Origin of the sequence: Paenibacillus sp. FSL H8-0034 (assembly GCF_038000305.1) — a bacterium.
GTDB lineage: Bacteria > Bacillota > Bacilli > Paenibacillales > NBRC-103111 > Paenibacillus_S.
On sequence record NZ_JBBOBS010000001.1, the window covers coordinates 2,478,772 to 2,495,587 of the forward strand.

General features: G+C 44.2%; 14 protein-coding genes. 12 read left to right on the top strand and 2 right to left on the bottom strand.

The features are described from left to right. Position 1 precedes the first annotated feature (1 nt). The 3 genes from NST47_RS11230 to NST47_RS11240 all read left to right on the top strand — a co-directional run bounded on the left by NST47_RS11230 (position 2) and on the right by NST47_RS11240 (position 2,481). Entirely contained in the window at positions 2–832 is an 831-nt protein-coding gene (locus NST47_RS11230) for a carbohydrate ABC transporter permease (protein ID WP_341155215.1), read from the top strand. 42 nt (positions 833–874) lie between these two features. Beyond that, the gene (locus NST47_RS11235; RefSeq protein WP_341155216.1) at positions 875–1,627 is read left to right on the top strand and encodes a glycerophosphodiester phosphodiesterase; all 753 of its coding nucleotides are present in this window, start codon (positions 875–877) and stop codon (positions 1,625–1,627) included. A gap of 131 nt (positions 1,628–1,758) precedes the next feature. Beyond that, positions 1,759–2,481 carry a glycerophosphodiester phosphodiesterase gene (locus tag NST47_RS11240; protein WP_341155217.1) on the top strand — a complete coding sequence of 241 codons (723 nt, stop codon included), beginning with the start codon at positions 1,759–1,761 and terminating at the stop codon, positions 2,479–2,481. Positions 2,482–3,006: 525 nt separating this feature from the next. Here NST47_RS11240 and NST47_RS11245 read toward each other — a convergent pair. Next, positions 3,007–3,246 carry a hypothetical protein gene (locus tag NST47_RS11245; RefSeq protein ID WP_341155218.1) on the bottom strand — a complete coding sequence of 80 codons (240 nt, stop codon included), beginning with the start codon at positions 3,244–3,246 and terminating at the stop codon, positions 3,007–3,009. A 21-nt stretch (positions 3,247–3,267) separates the two neighbouring features. On the opposite strand from NST47_RS11245, the gene NST47_RS11250 reads away from it, so the two are divergent. The 6 genes from NST47_RS11250 to NST47_RS11275 all read left to right on the top strand — a co-directional run bounded on the left by NST47_RS11250 (position 3,268) and on the right by NST47_RS11275 (position 11,070). Then, a complete protein-coding gene (locus NST47_RS11250; protein WP_341155219.1) occupies positions 3,268–4,230 on the top strand; it encodes a hypothetical protein in 963 nt (320 codons plus the stop codon). A gap of 535 nt (positions 4,231–4,765) precedes the next feature. After that, entirely contained in the window at positions 4,766–5,824 is a 1,059-nt protein-coding gene (locus NST47_RS11255) for a DUF4037 domain-containing protein (RefSeq protein ID WP_341155220.1), read from the top strand. Positions 5,825–6,394: 570 nt separating this feature from the next. Further along, positions 6,395–7,420, top strand: a complete 1,026-nt coding sequence (locus NST47_RS11260) for a hypothetical protein (protein ID WP_341155221.1) — start codon at positions 6,395–6,397, stop codon at positions 7,418–7,420. 81 nt (positions 7,421–7,501) lie between these two features. Beyond that, positions 7,502–7,987 carry a MarR family winged helix-turn-helix transcriptional regulator gene (locus NST47_RS11265; RefSeq protein ID WP_341155222.1) on the top strand — a complete coding sequence of 162 codons (486 nt, stop codon included), beginning with the start codon at positions 7,502–7,504 and terminating at the stop codon, positions 7,985–7,987. A 148-nt stretch (positions 7,988–8,135) separates the two neighbouring features. Next, positions 8,136–9,149: an alpha/beta hydrolase family protein gene (locus NST47_RS11270; RefSeq protein ID WP_341155223.1), complete on the top strand. Its 1,014-nt coding sequence runs from the start codon at positions 8,136–8,138 to the stop codon at positions 9,147–9,149. A 592-nt stretch (positions 9,150–9,741) separates the two neighbouring features. After that, positions 9,742–11,070, top strand: a complete 1,329-nt coding sequence (locus NST47_RS11275; protein ID WP_341155224.1) for a multi antimicrobial extrusion protein MatE — start codon at positions 9,742–9,744, stop codon at positions 11,068–11,070. A gap of 69 nt (positions 11,071–11,139) precedes the next feature. Here NST47_RS11275 and NST47_RS11280 read toward each other — a convergent pair whose 3' ends face one another. Then, entirely contained in the window at positions 11,140–12,495 is a 1,356-nt protein-coding gene (locus NST47_RS11280; RefSeq protein WP_341155225.1) for a dicarboxylate/amino acid:cation symporter, read from the bottom strand. A gap of 281 nt (positions 12,496–12,776) precedes the next feature. Between NST47_RS11280 and NST47_RS11285 the strand changes: the two genes are divergently transcribed. From NST47_RS11285 to NST47_RS11295, 3 genes are all read left to right on the top strand, one after another. Beyond that, the gene (locus NST47_RS11285; RefSeq protein ID WP_341155226.1) at positions 12,777–14,603 is read left to right on the top strand and encodes a sensor histidine kinase; all 1,827 of its coding nucleotides are present in this window, start codon (positions 12,777–12,779) and stop codon (positions 14,601–14,603) included. Beyond that, on the top strand, positions 14,596–15,375 hold the full coding sequence (locus NST47_RS11290) for a response regulator transcription factor (RefSeq protein ID WP_341155227.1): 780 nt from the start codon (positions 14,596–14,598) through the stop codon (positions 15,373–15,375). The genes NST47_RS11285 and NST47_RS11290 overlap by 8 nt, the downstream gene beginning before the upstream one ends. A 110-nt stretch (positions 15,376–15,485) precedes the next feature. Next, positions 15,486–16,793: an ABC transporter substrate-binding protein gene (locus NST47_RS11295; protein WP_341155228.1), complete on the top strand. Its 1,308-nt coding sequence runs from the start codon at positions 15,486–15,488 to the stop codon at positions 16,791–16,793. The last annotated feature ends 23 nt before the right edge of the window (positions 16,794–16,816 follow it).

Below are 16,816 nucleotides of genomic sequence, written 5' to 3' on the forward strand. Positions count from 1 at the left end.
CATGAAAAGCTCGGTGTTCGTATCTGCCCGTATCATCGCTGCCGTTATCGTTACCTTATTTATGTTCTTTCCCATCTATTGGATGGGGGTCACAGCATTGAAGTCTCCTGAGGAATTAAGGCTGGCCGTACCTACCTTCTGGCCGGAGAAATTCATGTGGAGCAATTTCTTGAACGTGTTTGATAAGATTCCGTTCGCCCGTTTTTCCTTAAACACGATCATCCAGACAGTCGGCATCGTGGTGCTGCAGATCAATGTGGCCTTGATGGCCGCGTATGCATTTGCCAAAGGAAGCTTTATCGGCAGAGACAAGCTGTTTCTTCTTGTTCTGGCTGCCTTGATCGTGCCCGACCAGGTTGTATTCGTGCCTGTATACGTAATGCTGTCCAAGATTGGCTGGCTTGATACCTATTATGCGCTTATTATTCCACATGCCGCCTCGGCCTACGGAATCTTCCTGCTTCGCCAAATGTTTCGTTCTATCAATAATGATGTCATTGAGGCCTCAAAAATGGATGGTGCAAACCGGATGCAGATCCTGTACAAGGTATTGGCACCTATGGCGATGCCGACGGTAGTTACTTTGCTGGTTATCAGCTTCATTGGCAGCTGGAATTCTTACTTCTGGCCGCTGGTTATGACCAATTCGGATAAAATGCGCGTGCTTACGGTCGGACTTGCCAAGATGCGTGATTCCATCGGGGGCAATGAAGCCTTGTCTTTTCATCTGCTGATGGCAGCCAGCGTCACGGTCATTATTCCGATTGTTGTCGTGTTTGTTTTTGCACAAAAGCACATTATTACCGCCATGTCCAATTCAACATTCAAGTAACAGGGAACTAAGAAATTAGACGATTAGAGAAGGAGAATTGGCATGTATAACAAACGAATACTAACCATTGCCCATCGGGGAGCAGCTGGGGATGCACCTGAAAATACGTTAGCCGCTTTCCGGCTGGGGCTTGAACAGGGCTGTGACGCCATTGAGCTTGACGTACATTTATCGAAGGATGGTGAGATCGTCGTTTGCCATGACCATACTATCAATCGGACATCCGACAGGAGCGGAGCGATTTGCGAGCTGACAGTCGATGAATTGAAGCGGGCGGATGCCGGGTCCTGGTTTCATGAAAGATATGAAGGCGAGCAGATTCCGCTGCTGGAGGAAGTGTTTGAGCTGGTTCCGCCCGAGGTGACGATCAACATAGAGATTAAAGACTCGCGTGGACGCAAGCTGGAGCCGGCTCTGATCGAGCTAATGAAAAGAAATAACCGAATTGCGAATGTAGTGGTATCGTCATTCGATCATAAGAATCTCGTGTTTCTGAAGCTTCTGGAGGAGGAGGTAAAGATCGGGCTTCTTTATGATTGCAATCCTGTACGACATTCCTTGATGGCCGCTACGGCAGAGGTTCCGATCTATTCGCTCCATCCCAATTTCAAGCGACTCGACAACGAAGATGTCCGAGATGCTATAGAGCAAGGACTGCAGGTGTACCCTTATACGATCAACGATGAAAACTTGATGGCCAAAGCTATTAATTATGGTGTGTCCGGTATCATTACCGATTATCCGGGAAGGCTTAAGCGATTGCTGGATCAAACAGCTGGAGGAGCTGGCTATTAAGCGTCGGTACATGAGCCTTTTCACAAACGCAGCTCTTATAGACAGATTATAACTTCAGATAGATCGATTGTGGTGATATGGTATGGAAGACTGTATAATTTTGTTATCATGCATAGGAGGTGCCTTTAGTTATGATTATACCAGGTTTGGCACATCGTGGAGATCCGAGGAAGTTTCCCGAGAATACACTGGCATCTTTTCGTGCAGCGATCGAACGCTCTTTCAGCTATCTTGAACTGGATGTTAACCTGACCAAGGATGGAATTCCTGTTGTTATTCATGACCCTACTATTAATCGCACGACCAACGGTACTGGCAAGGTGTATGATTACACTTGGGAGGAGCTTCAGCAATTCGATGCGGGTCATGGTGAACGAATACCCCTCCTCCTGGATGTCTTGCAATTGGCTAAAGGCCGAGCGATTGTGGATATTGAGCTGAAGCAGAATGGTGATTGGTATCCAGGAATGGAACGAGCTGTCTGGGATGCCATCAAGCAATCTGGGATGGAAGAGCAAGTGGTTGTAACCTCGTTCGATCATTATGCCATCTTGCGGATGCGTGAGCTGGCGCTTGCATTAGAGCTGGGTCTGGTTATTTATGGAGCGACACCATCCATCTTCCCGCTAATGGAACAGCTGAAGGCTAAATATTTAGCTGTCAAATACATATATTTAACAGAGGACTATGTTCAATTATGTGAAAGCAAGGGCATACAGGTGATCGCCTGGACGATTGATGATGAAGCGTCGATGAGGGCTTTTCGGGCTAGATTTCCGAATGTGCTTGTATGCACGAATGAGCTGGAGCGATGGAGTCAATGTGTGCGTGATAGCTCGGTTTCATTTGAATAAGTAGGTTTGGAGAAGGGAAGAGGACAGACTTACATGGCAGCTCCATAGTATCTCTATTTAAAGTTCAAGCCACCTCTAGCGGGTGGCTTTTTACGTGTGACTCATGAGGTGGATCGAATCACACAACAAATCACGTTGGACCCAAACCTCACAACATTTCAGTATATAGCTGACCCATTTGAGGGTTCCAATACATTTCGAACCGTAGCAAGTGAAAAAGAGTTTGGTCAATTACAATTTAGCTGGCGGTAACAAGCGCCATCAGATTTGTTGAGAAAATAAATAAGCGGTTGATGACTGAAATTCTGCCGAGATAATCAAAACCTGGATTCGTTGTGGAATCCGGGTTTTCTTTGTACAAACGAACGACATTCGTCGTTATGTCTATGAGAATCAATATATGACTGTTGGGTATAAATGAAATTATATTTAAATTTATCGAAACGATAACAATAGATATCATTAGATAATAATAGATAACAATAGATAATATTTGTTTACAATAGACAGTGAATTTGTTAATATTTAGTTGAGATATATATCGCAAAAATAGAAATCGAAAGTAAAAGGAGTGATCGCATGAACAGAAGCCCATAAAATCCCTACTTTTGAAAGCGCTTTATTTAAAAAGGCTGCTTCGGTGCTGATCACTTCATTACTTAATATTTGTTGGAAACCAGAAAGCACAACAATTGTTGAACAAGGGAGATCTAAAGTTGATAAGATAAAAGCAGTTTTACAAGCTATAAGCATCGGGAAGTCCAAAATAAATGAGGAGGTTTAGTTATGCTAAAAAGTTTATCCATGATGAGACTCGGGAGACGTTTTACCCTATTTGTAGTCCTTCTTCTCTGCACAGCGATGATGATACCCGTCACAGCCAATGCAGCATATTACGACACCTACACCACCGTCGCAACGCTCGACAATGCAAATAATTGTACCATCGCACAGGGATTTGCTGTGGGAACTACCTACGTCTATTCCGTAAAAATCAACAGTGATGAAACTAAGGCAGTCATTTACAGAACTAAAATAAGCGATGGAACCACTACGCTCATGACAAACGGTGATAATGGGACAACTTACGCTACCTACCTCGGCCATGCCAACGATGTAGTGCTCAGCTCAATTAACGGAGAATATTATATGTTCGTCGTTACCTTGAACTCTGGCAGTATGAGTCTCGTGAAACTGAAGTATGAAGGAACGACATTCTACAAAGTTGGTAACTACACAATCAAATACAATAATGTAGACAAGCCTATGTCGGGTGTAAAAATTACCAGCAAAGACGCCAGCAACATATACTTTCTCCTCAAAAACGGACGAACCTATTACAGGGGTTCACTTCCTCTGACTGCAAACAGCGGTACAATTAATGTAACCAATGGATTCTACCTAAATACTGAAAATGCCCTGGTTAACGGCAGTACCGTATCTAACATCACCTCGTATGCAAACCAGGGTTTCGGTTATTTAAACGATACCATATATGTTCCGCTGACATATCAAAACATCAGCATTGTACTTGTTTATCATAATATTTCTACTGCCTCGGGTACCATATATGCAGATCCTAATCTGTCATTCCGTGTTACGTCCGCAGTATACCCTAATCTTTTTGAGATAGAGGGCGTCGGAATCGCCAACGGGGATAAACTTTGGTTCAGCACCAATCGAAGAAACGCACCGGATGATATCGCTCACGACGGAGTTCACTATTTCGACGATTACAGCGCATCCTAAATAATAGGCATTCACCGCGGTAGATGGGACAAGGCTTTGTCTGGCCTATTCAAACTGTTTTCCTCCTACTTTCGTAGGGGGATTTTTTTATTTAAACCCCAACAGACTATAAGGTAGATGTGGAACTAAGGTTAGCCCATCAATTATGCGTACAGTGGAAAAGGGGCTGCACTCTTCAATGACCACCTTACTCATGTGTGGTAATGAACCTGTGTTGCGTTGTTGGTGTATGTTCTGCGTCCATATGGGCGTTATCACGAAGATCGGTATTGCGGGAAATAGGTAAAAGTAAATGGATATCCAGAGATGCCGCATTAAAAATAGTTCCACCCATGCCTTGGTTCAACAACTGCATATCCAAGAAATTCGAAATCTGTTCCCAACTGTGGCCGTTGTTTATCGGTTGCTAAGTCGTAAGACGAGCAGAATAGTTGAATAATAAAAGTTTATAACTGTACATTTACCTTTAATTTATGTTGTAATGTGTAAATTACATAGAACTGATGTCTGGGTCATCAGATGTGGAGGAATGAAGATGTCTTTTTTAAATGGAATAGAATTATGTCGTCGATTTCATACGGAAGTCGTTGAGTCTGTCATGACGGACTCCTATCCTTTTTTGTCCTATTCATCGGCTCTATTGGGGCCCGGCAGTGAAGTGCTGGGTTATGATACGGAAATGTCAACGGATCACGATTGGGGACCCCGGGTATATCTTTTTCTTAACGAACAAGATATCGGGTATTCCGATCAAATACAAGTATCTCTACAGGGACGAGCTCCGGAGCGGTTTTATGGCTTCTCGGTTGATGTACGAATGACTGTAATTACAACGGTGCCAAGGTTTATTGAAAGCTGCTTGGCTGTTAAGCAAGATGGACCCATAGAGTCAGTGGATTGGCTTACGTTTCCTTCGCAGTCGCTTCTTGAGATAACTAGGGGAGCAGTTTACAGGGACGATCATCGACTACTATACCAGTTACGAAATCAACTCGATTATTACCCTCAAGATGTTTGGCTGTACCTAATGGCATCAAGTTGGCAACGCATCGGTCAAGAAGAACATCTAATGCTTCGTTCAGGCTATATAGGCGACGAACTTGGTTCTGCTATTATTGCTTCACGCCTTGTCCGTGATATCATAAACCTTTGTTTTCTAATGGAGCGTCAATATGCTCCTTATCCGAAATGGTTGGGTACGGCATTCAAGCAATTGAAATGTAGTGAGCAATTACTGCCTTATCTTTGGACTGCGCAAACGGCCATTACATGGAGAGAACGTGAGCATGCATTTAATAATACTTATAAACATTTATCACATATGCACAACGGTCTTAAGGTCACAGAAAAGATTCCGAGTGACGTTTCATACTTCTATGATCGCCCCTTTAAAGTGATGAATGGTGCAGTCGTTGCTAGACTTATTGCGAATCAAATTGTCGATGCTGATATTAAGCTGTTAGCAGATAAGCGCTTGATCGGTAACATAGATCAGATTACAGACAACACTGATTTTAGAAAAATAAATGGGTGGTCTGATGGAGAAGGACAACACGCAAGAACGGCTTTGAAAAAACTGATTATGCCACAATGACAAATAGTCAAACAGGATTAGCACCTTCCCTGCAAGGTGCTTTTCTCATTTCTTGTCATTGGCAAGTAGTATTGGGTTATGTATGTCACAGGAATGCACTGAATATACAGATGTTGTTTGATAAGCCGATTGAAGATGTATGGCTAAATGGATACTATATTAGCCCCAAAGAAAAGGGACCTACTCATACATTTTACCGATGCGGGGACGTATTGGTCATGGAGCGTTATGGTGACTTTGGGTTGGGATCTAACTGTGATTTGCCTACTGCCTTAAATGAGGATGCCCTGTCTTCAATCAAACTGAGAAAGATTAAATCTGTACGAATGTCGTAAGTCCTTGAAGTTGAGGTCATAACATTTTATTAATTTAATTTATTGAAGATGGAGTAGTATGCCGTGGCAATTGCTCCTTGTTGTTATTAAGCTAAAGGGCAATTTAAGGCAGTATTTAAGCAACAATTTAGTTGATTATCTACTTTTATTCACATATACTTAGGTAAACTATTTAATTAGTAATCAAACAATTAGGTGAACTATGTATTTTGAAAACGAAAGGAGTTTATTCATTATGCGCATGCGTGGATTGACCTATGACACGGGATTTCTAAGTGAAGGAACCAGCACACACTCCAACTTCGATGCGGCGAGAGTGTACAGGGAGATGGAAATTATACGGCGCGACCTGCATTGCACTGCCGTAAGAGTGACAGGCGGCGAGCCCGATCGTCTGGAGATCGCTGCGCAAGCGGCAGTAGCAGCAGGCCTTGAGGTATGGATCTCACCGTTCACAAACGATCTTGACCAAGAAGAGTTGCTTGCCTTGCTCGCGGACTGTGCCGAACGCGCCGAACGCCTCCGGGTTACAGGAGCTGAGGTTGTCATGGTAACGGGTGCAGAACTCATGCTCTTTACCCGCGGCTTCTTGCCCGGCGAGACTTTGTCGGAGCGCATTGCGGCTCTGTCCGAACCGACGGTTAGCCGTACTGCGTTCGCGAGACTAGCGACTCCTCTCAACGACTTCCTAGCTCGTGCTGTAGACGTAGTCCGAGCACAGTTCGGGGGTCGTGTCACGTACGCGGCCCTGCCTATCGAACCTGTGAACTGGGAACCTTTTGACTTTATCGCTGTCGACGCCTACAACTCTACTGAGGTTGCTCATCTCTATACTGATTCAATCAAAAAGCTGGCCTCCAGTTCAAATAAGCCTCTGGTGATCTCCGAGTTCGGATGTACGACCTTCAAGGGTGCACACGATCTGGGCGCACGCGGCATGTTCATCGTCGAGTGGGACGGTGCGCGTGCCGTTCGTCTGACAGGCAGCTACGAGCGTGATGAGTCCGAACAGAGCCGATACTTCAACGATAGCGTCAACATTTTCGAAGAAGCTGGAGTCGACACAGCATTCTGGTGTACCTTTGCTTGCCACAACTTGCCGTACGACGAAGACCCCAATCACGATTTTGATCGAGCGTCTTATGGGATCGTGCGGGTTCTGCAAGAAAGCCAGGGAGCGACATACCCCGACATGCCTTGGGAGCCCAAGGAAGTATTTTACACCATCGCAACGCGATATGCAGCCGTAATGGAGTCTTAGAACAATCTATCGTCATTGCATCTGAACCGATCTACTAAGCTATGTAGTTTCCAATGTATTCGTATTCGAGGAGTGAATGGATTGTCTAAAGAGCAGAAGGAAATCGCAAAACAGTTAATGGAATCGTACTTCCAATCACAGGTTGGTGGAAATATGATGCAGAATCGTGCGGTATACAATCAAAAGCCAGGCGAGATAATGGTTCTCTATTTCATCAGTGTGAATGTCAAGGATGACAGTCCGGGTTTGATGGTTTCGGAAATAAGCGGAAAGCTGAATGTCACTTCGCCAACGGTATCGCAGCATATCAACAGTCTGGAAGCACAGGAACTTGTCGAGCGTCATGCCGATCCTGCCGATCGGCGAGTTGTCAGAATCCAGCTTTCAGATAAAGGTAAAAAGCATATACAACGTATTAATGAGGCCCGCCTCAATATGTTCGTTGGTCTCGTTAAGCATCTAGGTGAGGAAGAAAGCCTGCTCTTTGCCGAGATGATGAGAAATGCTTCGGATTATATGCTCAAACAACAGGAAATTTATATCCGGAATATGATGAGTAATGAGTAAGCCACTAACTCTGTTTTTAGAAGTTTTAGGTTAAGATAGGTCAAAGCAGCCATTAAGGACAATGCATTGAAAATTTGAAGGTATTTTTGTAACGATCTCGAATTATTCGATGTATGAATTCGATTACAAATCGTAGGAGGGATATTTGGTGTGGAACCCGGATGAGTATATTAAGGATTTATATGAAAGCGTACGTCCCGTTGAAAGCTTTCGTGCGGACTCGCAGCTGGAATGGGAGGAATGGAGAGGGCGTTTACGGAAACAGTTGGTTGATCTGCTTGGCGGTTTTCCCGTTGAGGTGCCCAGTCTTTCACCGGTTCTGCTCGAATCGGAGGACTGCGGAACGTATATCCGTCAGCGTATTCAAATTCAGACTTATCCACGACTCTATATGCCCATCTATGTCCTTATTCCTAAAGAAAGCAAAGGCCGTCTTGGAGCAGTTATCGCCTGCCATGGTCACGGATACGGCAGTAAGGATATCGTAGGTCTAAACCCCGATGGCACGAAAAAAACGGGAAATCCAGGATACCAAAAGGATTTTGCCGTCGGGCTGGTCAATCGAGGTTTTCTTACCATCGCGCCCGAATTGTTTGGATTTGGAGACCGCAAGCTTCAAGAGGATGCCAAGGCTGCGAACTCCTGCCATAGGTTATCTACGTTTCTCCTGGCAATAGGCCAGACGATGGCGGGGTATCGAGTTTTTGAGACATTGCGTTGTGTGGACTATTTACTTACACGTGAAGATGTGGATGCGGAACGTATTGGATGTATGGGCATTTCTGGTGGAGGTCTTGTCTGCTCATTTGCAGCCGCGATAGATGATCGGATTTCTGCCGCTGTTGTAAGCGGGTTCACCAACACCTTCCAAGCGAGTATTTTATCTATGCATCATTGTGTGGATAATTACGTCCCAGGGTTGTCACTTGTAGCGGAAATGCCTGATCTGCTTAGTCTGATCGCCCCTAAGCCTTTGCTCATTGAAGCGGGAACACGAGATCCGATTTTCCCCGTTCACGCCACCCAAGAGGCATATGAAAAGCTCCAAAGCATTTATCACTTATTAGGTGCTGTAGAGAATTTGGAATTGGATCTATTCGAGGGTGAGCATGAAATATCGGGCAAGCTCGCTTATGATTGGTTTCGTCGTGTGTTGACATAATTAAAAATTGCGAAATGCTTGCGTGTTTTTAATCAATTTTCCGAATTTCATTGGTGCCTATTTCAATGGATACGACGCCAAACTTGGATGTGAACATTTTGGAGATGCCTCTTGCACATACCAATGCATCATCCAAAGTGTTCCATGTATCGTAAACTCCTTTTACTTTTGAATGATCTAAATAAGAACCTGAGACTTCAACGCAGTATCTTTTGGATCCATCCATATAAATCCTAATCTTCCTTAATGATCTGACATTGCCCAAAGATATTCTCTTCATTATTTACCCCCATTTTTATCCAGCAAAATCCACCAAATCCTCAGTCTTTTTACTCGTCACATTCAAAGGAGAAAGTATTTCGGAATGACAATACCATTTAAATTATCTGACTATTCTTATTATAAATGAATCAAATATGCTTACCAAGATGAAGAAATGCATCAGGAAAGCTGTATTTCGGTCGAATTCTACCATTATTTTCTAGTTATTATGACATAAGTCATGTTTGGGTCTGTAATTTGCTTTGCAACTTTTGGAAATTCATGATAATGTCGTTGTCAGAACAGCATGGACATGGAGGTTAATTGCGGTATGGCTCAACTAGACCCAACTATCCGTTTTAGGGCAATGATTGCGTTTTTTTTGCCATTAGGTTTTTCCGCATTACTGATATCGGTTTCTCATGTCATTATTAATAGTACGCTGGCTCATGCGATCATCAATCCTGAAATCGTGATAACCGGGTATGCGATGGCTTTCAGCATTTTTGGTTTGACAGAAGAAGCAGCTGTCTTAATGAGGCAAACGTGTACCGTGCTGGTAAAAGACAAACGTACGTTTAAATCGCTTTTAATGGTTTGTTTATTCCTGATTATTTTTATTCTTTTGATTTCGTCTGTTGTTGCATACACTCCTGCAGGAGCCTGGTTGTTCGGATATGTGTTCGGGGCCTCAGAGGAGCTTCAAACGGATATTCTCGGTACTTACAGGGTTTTGGTACTCGTCACTATTTTTTCTGTGCTTAGATGCATTTACCAAGGAATCATCATTTCCAAAATGCGTACCAAGTGGCTAACAATTGCCATGATGATCCGGTTATCCGTGATGTACGGATTATCTTTATTATTTATCAGCAATCCGCATTTAATTAGCGGCAGGACGGGTGCTTTTATTTTTTTGGCGGGTATGATTGTAGAAGCGGCAGTGAGTTATGCGGAGGGGCGTATGCTTGTAAACAAGCTGCCGGCTTTTTCGGATGATGGCGAATCACGGGATGTTCGGGGTGTTTTTCGATTTTATCGGCCGATGCTTATTTCCGTATTTCTTGCAGTTAGTGTCACGCCTGCGATTAATGTGCTGCTGGGCAAAACGGTTAATATGGAATTAGCCATTGCCTCTTACACTATCGCATTCAGTATTACCTGGCTTGCGATAAGCTTTCAGACATATATGCATCAGATCGTTCTGAACTATTACAAAAAAGCACCTCATCTTGTTTTTAAGTTTGGAATTATCTTTGGGATTATGCCAGGCTTCTTCCTCTGCTTGTTGGGATTCACCCCGCTTGGACATTGGGTATTGCAGAATCTCGTTGGGATTAACGGTGATCTGCTGACAGCTACTGCACAAGCGCTAAAAATATTCGTACTGTTCTCGCTTATTTTTCCTTGGGTGGACTTTTGCAATGGAATTGTCATGCTGCGCAGCCAAACCGGTATTATGGTGTGGTCCCAGGGTTCAAATATTGTTATGACTTTAGTTGTACTCCTGATTGGCATTTGGCTTGTTCCAGATTGGAATGGAGCGATTGGTGCATTGGCCCAGTCCATTGGGAGTGCTGCTGAACTTGGTGTGCTGGTGCTTTCGCTGTCCAGACTCCGTCAGCCTTCGACTTACGAAGCTGAAAGCTGCGGGTCTTGAGAAAATTATCATAAATAAGCTGACAAAAAGGGAGGCAGCCGATTACAGCTCCTCCCTTCATAAATGCAATCAAGCATGATTAAGTTCCAACTGGTCTTCTTCATCCCTATTGAATGATTCCCTATCGAATTCGCCCTCAGAATTGGCCACCAACAGAGCGCAGACAGTCGTCCCTGTTGCATTCACTGCGGTCCGGCCCATATCAACGACAGCGTCAATAGCAAGAACAAGTCCGAGGCCTTCGATAGGCAGTCCCAATGCCGTTAACACCACTGTCGTCGAAATCGACGCCGGACCGGGTACGCCTGCCACCCCGATCGAGGAAATCATGCTGACCAGCACCAGCAGCACATATTCGGTGATACCCAGTGGAATATTGTAAACACGAGCAACGAAGATCGCCACTACAGCCGGCCAGACGCCGCCGCAGCCGTTCATATTCATCGTAGCGCCAAGTGGTGCCACGAAGCTTGCGATACGAGGCGATACGCGCAGCCGCTTCGTGATGACCTCCATATTGACCGGGAGCGTGACATAGCTGCTCCGTGTGGTGAATGCGATCGCAATCGTCGGATATGCCTTACGGAAAAATTTAAAAGGATTCACCTTGGCGACAAAAGTAACCAATCCACCAAAAGTAAAAATAAAGTGAATAATCAGAGCTACATAGGTCGCAGCAATCACTTTGGCTAATGGCGCTAACGTCTCAAGTCCGTATTTGGCAGCCATAGTCGCAATTAGCGCGTATACGCCATAAGGTGTCAGACGAATGATGTATTTCGTCACCTGATGCATGACTTGGGTGAACGAATCGATCACCTGCTTGACAGGCTTCACGGCTTCCGGCTTTTTTGTGCCAACATGGACAATGGCAATGGCTACGAAGAAAGCGAACACAAGCACAGGCACGACTTTACCTGCTGCCATGTCACTGATCGGATTGGTCGGAATCAGGTCCAGAATAACCTGCGAAAATGTTGGAATATCCCGCGGCTTAAAGCTGGACGGTATGGTTTGCGAAATTCCAGCACCCGGGTCGAAGGCCAGAGCCACTAGCAAGCCGATCAATGCGGCAATACCGGTAGTAACTAGAAATAGTGAAATGGTTTTAATGCCGATTTTACGAAGCTGCCCGAGACTGGATATGGAGGTGATACTTGTAATAACCAGAACAAATACTAAAGGAATAACGAGCATTTTGACCAAATTGACATAGATTGTCCCGATGGTTCCAACACTGGTTGCATCAATTTTAAAAGTATTAAAGAATATCCCTGCAACCAATCCAAGTCCAAGTGCCAACAACACCCGGTATCCGAAATTGACCCGCTTTCTTGCTAGCACATAAAGCAGACCGATCAGAATGGCCGAGACAAGCAAGCTGATCCAATTGGTTAGAAAAGCATCAAGTAAATTGTTTTTCACATGGTTCACCCCTTCATTACCCACTTATACAATAGGATTAGTAAAAATACTATACTGCCATACAAAAGTACTGTCAACTATATTATTTTACCCTTCTCTCTTTAAAATATAAGTCTCACAGGTAGTTACAATCCAGATATGAGCTTGGGAATGCATAGATTGTTTGGTTGCAATGCCAAGTAAAAGTTAATTAACAAATATCGTATAAATCTGTTACCATAGAAAAAACATCCACCCTTGACCAGATTACTATTAGTTGATTATTTACAGGAGAGTGCGCCATGAATCACAGAAGAAACCCTTCATTTTCCTTATATTCCCAGTTAGATCTGCGCTCCAAGATCTTGTTGATCTTCATACTGATTCTGGTTATCCCGCTTAGCTTGCAGGGAATCCTCACCTATTATGAATTTTCAGCTTCAGTCCAAAGAAGGTCGGCTGACTATTCCACGCAAATTGTCGGGCAAATTAACCGCAATCTGGACCGGACGCTAATGGAAATGCAGCGACTCTCTCTGATGCCACTATACGATACACAAGTGCTGACCATTTTGCATAAATACAGCCAGCCCGAATATGCTCAAACCCGTCCTTCGCTCGCCGAAATGGAAAAAATGTTCCTCTATATCTCAGGCTCCGCCTACAATCGTTCCGAAGTGAGAGGCATTCAGATTATTGCCGATAACGGATTTATATTTACGAATGTTGACTCCGCACTGATGAATTTTTACGTGGATGTGAGGCAGGAGGATTGGTACCGAAGAGCGCAGATAGCGGATGGAGCCTGGGTCATCATCCCCCAGCATCAACCAAGCTATTATACCCAAAATTCCACGCAAGTGTTTTCCGTAGCCCGTATGATTCGTGAGCCTGACACCAATAACGTAATCGGCATGATTAAAATAGATTTAAAGCTGGACGTATTCCGGCAAATATTGTCCAATGTCAAGTTTGAGGATAAGGGCAGCATACTCGTCGTGAATGACCGCAATGAGTTTTTATTTGAAGAAAGCAGCCCCACGCTGGAGCCCCGTCTAGCAGCAGCTATCCGTTCTACGAATCCATCCAATGAGAATAAGGTCAAGAATCTGGTTCTGGGCGGAAGACCCTTTATAGCCATTGTTGATTATTCCGATTATTCCGGGCTTAAGGTGATCGATTTTATTCCGGTGGATTCCTTGCTGTTAGAAACCAAAAATTTACGCAACTTCACCATCATCATAGCCGTTATTTTCGTTGTTGCCACAGGTATTCTGGCCATTATTTTCTCTTATAACCTAAGCAGCCCCTTAATTCAGCTTAAACGTAAAATGCAGCTGATCGAAATGGGACAGTTTGATCAAAGCGTGCCGGTCGTAACGCAGGATGAGATTGGACAGCTGAGCAAGGGCTTTAACCGAATGGCAGAGGAAATCAATCACTTGGTCAAAGAAGTCTATGTGATAGGACTAAGAGAAAAGGAAGCCGAATTAGCGGCGCTGCAGAGCCAGATCAACCCTCATTTTATTTATAACACGCTCGAATCGATCAATATGAAAGCGCTCGAACAGGAAAATTACGAGGTATCCGATATGATATCCACCCTGGGACAATTGATGCGATATTCAGTTGATCCCTACGACAGGCTGGTGCTGCTAAAGGAAGAGCTGGCTTCTGTAGGCTCCTATGCAAAAATCCAGCAGCTGCGCTATGGTAATAGACTGCACTTTATTTTTGATATTGAGCCTGATCTTGAGAATGCTCTGGTCCCCAAGCTGTTATTGCAGCCACTCGTTGAAAATTCCATCTTTCATGGCGTTGGGGACAGGCCTCTGGGTGGCACGATATGGATCTCTGCCGTTCGATTCGAGGATGATTTGCTGCTGACGGTTCGAGATGATGGAATCGGCATGACCGAGCAGGAAATCGAACAATTGAGATCGTCTCTAAGGTCCTCCTTGCCTGACGATAACGTTCAAAAGCGAGGCGTTGCCTTGCGAAATATATACCAGCGTCTTTTATTAATGTTCGGCGCTTCTTATGAGCTTCAATTTGATGGAAGTCCTGACCAAGGAATCTCTTTTACCATTACGATACCGATAACGGAAAGGACGAAGGAAGATGTATAAAATCATGCTGGTTGAGGATGAAGAAATCATCCGTACAGGTATTAAAAATCTCATAACCAAAGTTTCCAGTAAATTTGAAGTGGTCAAAGAAGCCGCACATGGAAAAGAGGCTTTAGCATATTTGCAAGCTGAAATACCGGATGTGGTCATAACAGATATACGAATGCGCGAAATGGATGGGTTATCGCTAATTGCCAAAGTGAGAGAGCGCTATGCGCATATGCCGCTATTAATTATAAGTGGCTATAGTGATTTTGAGTACGCGCAGAAGGCGATGCGCTTCGGAGTATCGGAATACTTGCTCAAGCCTATTAATCGGTTGGCATTGGTATCCGCACTCGAACGCATTTATCAAACTCTTGAGCTTCAAGAACACGGCGGGCAGCCGACTCGTGCTGTCCTTCACACTGAAGGAGCCCCAGATGAAACCATAATCAAGAACAGTGACGGAAAACGACTCATTCGCAAAATCAAGGAATATATACAGGGCCATCCGGAAGGGGATTTGCGGCTGCAGGCTCTAGCTGAATACGTCCATTTAAATCCGGCTTATCTCAGTCAATTATTTAAACTGGAAACCGCTATGAACTTATCGGATTACATTATGGAAACCCGAATAGAGAGAGCTAAATACTTACTTATCTCGACCCAATTAAAAATTTACGATGTAGCACGGCTATCAGGATACCAGAGTCCCAAACATTTTATGCTTGTATTTAAACAGCAGGTTGGCATGTCTCCAGGCGCATATCGAGAGGATCAAGGTTTGTAAAATATATATAAATAACGGACCAAATCTGAATAGTGCGTGATTTTTTTGGTGTAGGGCTACCCGTATAATGAGGGCTGTAGAGGTTTTCTTATTATTAAGGGGGGAATTGTATGATGAAAAAGAAATGGTTAAGCGGTCTTCTAGCTGTAGCTATGGTTATCGTGTCAACCGCATGTACAAAGCAGGAAGCAGCCGTATCCAGTAATGCGGGTGATAATTCAACGAGCAATAAGCCAGTAACATTGAAGTTTTTGACATGGGGGAACCAGGCACATCTCGATATGTATGCCAAGCTGCTGGAAACGTACAAAAAGCAAAATCCCAACATCACTGTAACGCTGGAGTCCATCCCATTCGCAGACTACCAGCAGAAGGTATCCGTGCTCGCTGCCGGACGAGAGCTGCCTGACATTGCCTGGGTATCCGAGCGGATGGTGCCGCAGTTCATGGCGAATGACATCCTGGCCGATGTGTCAGATATCAAAAGTGATGCTGCCTTCAATTTGAACGATTTTATTCCTTCCACCTTGAATTTGTTTACAAAGGAAGACAAATTGTATGGACTGCCGTTTTCAACACCTCCAAGCGTAATGTTCTATAACCAGGATTTATTTGATAAAGCAGGACTTGCGTCTCCTAACGAGCTGGCCAAGCAGGGGAAATGGACGTGGGAGGAATTTACCAAATCTGCCAAAGCTCTAACAAGCGGTACGGGAGCCAACAAAGTATACGGGGCCAATTTCTTCCGTGATTGGAAAACCTGGATTATGCTTGCCTCCTACGCATGGTCTAACGGCAGTGGCCCGTTCAATAAAGATATGACGAAATTTACATGGTCTGACCAGTACGGTGTAGAAACGTTCAAGATGCTTCAAAATATGATGTTTGCTGATCAATCCCATCCTAAAGCAGGCGAACAAATCAATTTTGAAACCGGAAAAATCGGTATGTTCTTCGATGGATACAGCTATATGTCCAAAGCCCGTACGATCAAGGATTTTAAATGGAGTATTGCTCCAATGCCATCGGGTTCCAAAGGCTCGGTTCCTATGATGGGCCAAGCTGGTTACGTCGTATTTAAAGAAAGCAAGCATCAAAAAGAAGTGAAGGACCTGCTGAAGTTTTTTGCCAGTCAGGAAGGCATTCAGACCTCTTCCACGTTCTTCGTGCCACCACGCAAGACGGTGCTGAACTCGGATTCTTTTCTTAAACAGCCTGACAGCCCCGACCCGTCCATCATTAAACAAGTTGTCATTGACGAGATGGAGAAAGCCGTCGTACAGCCAGGACATGTTCAATGGCAAAAAATCGATAATGAGATATTGGGTGGCTTTGATCAGCTCTTTGGTCAAACCGCACAGCCAGAACAGATTGTGAAAACGATGGAAGATAAAATTACTCCGCTGCTCAAAAAATAACAATGATGTAAGCTGCGGTTCAT

Bases quoted from the DNA above. Each gene is read 5' to 3' on its own strand.
- NST47_RS11250 (WP_341155219.1), top strand. From the start codon at position 3,268: ATGCTAAAAAGTTTATCCATGATGAGACTCGGGAGACGTTTTACCCTA.
- NST47_RS11275 (WP_341155224.1), top strand. From the start codon at position 9,742: ATGGCTCAACTAGACCCAACTATCCGTTTTAGGGCAATGATTGCGTTT.
- NST47_RS11240 (WP_341155217.1), top strand. From the start codon at position 1,759: ATGATTATACCAGGTTTGGCACATCGTGGAGATCCGAGGAAGTTTCCC.
- NST47_RS11230 (WP_341155215.1), top strand. From the start codon at position 2: ATGAAAAGCTCGGTGTTCGTATCTGCCCGTATCATCGCTGCCGTTATC.
- NST47_RS11285 (WP_341155226.1), top strand. From the start codon at position 12,777: ATGAATCACAGAAGAAACCCTTCATTTTCCTTATATTCCCAGTTAGAT.
- NST47_RS11235 (WP_341155216.1), top strand. From the start codon at position 875: ATGTATAACAAACGAATACTAACCATTGCCCATCGGGGAGCAGCTGGG.
- NST47_RS11260 (WP_341155221.1), top strand. From the start codon at position 6,395: ATGCGCATGCGTGGATTGACCTATGACACGGGATTTCTAAGTGAAGGA.
- NST47_RS11255 (WP_341155220.1), top strand. From the start codon at position 4,766: ATGTCTTTTTTAAATGGAATAGAATTATGTCGTCGATTTCATACGGAA.
- NST47_RS11290 (WP_341155227.1), top strand. From the start codon at position 14,596: ATGTATAAAATCATGCTGGTTGAGGATGAAGAAATCATCCGTACAGGT.
- NST47_RS11295 (WP_341155228.1), top strand. From the start codon at position 15,486: ATGATGAAAAAGAAATGGTTAAGCGGTCTTCTAGCTGTAGCTATGGTT.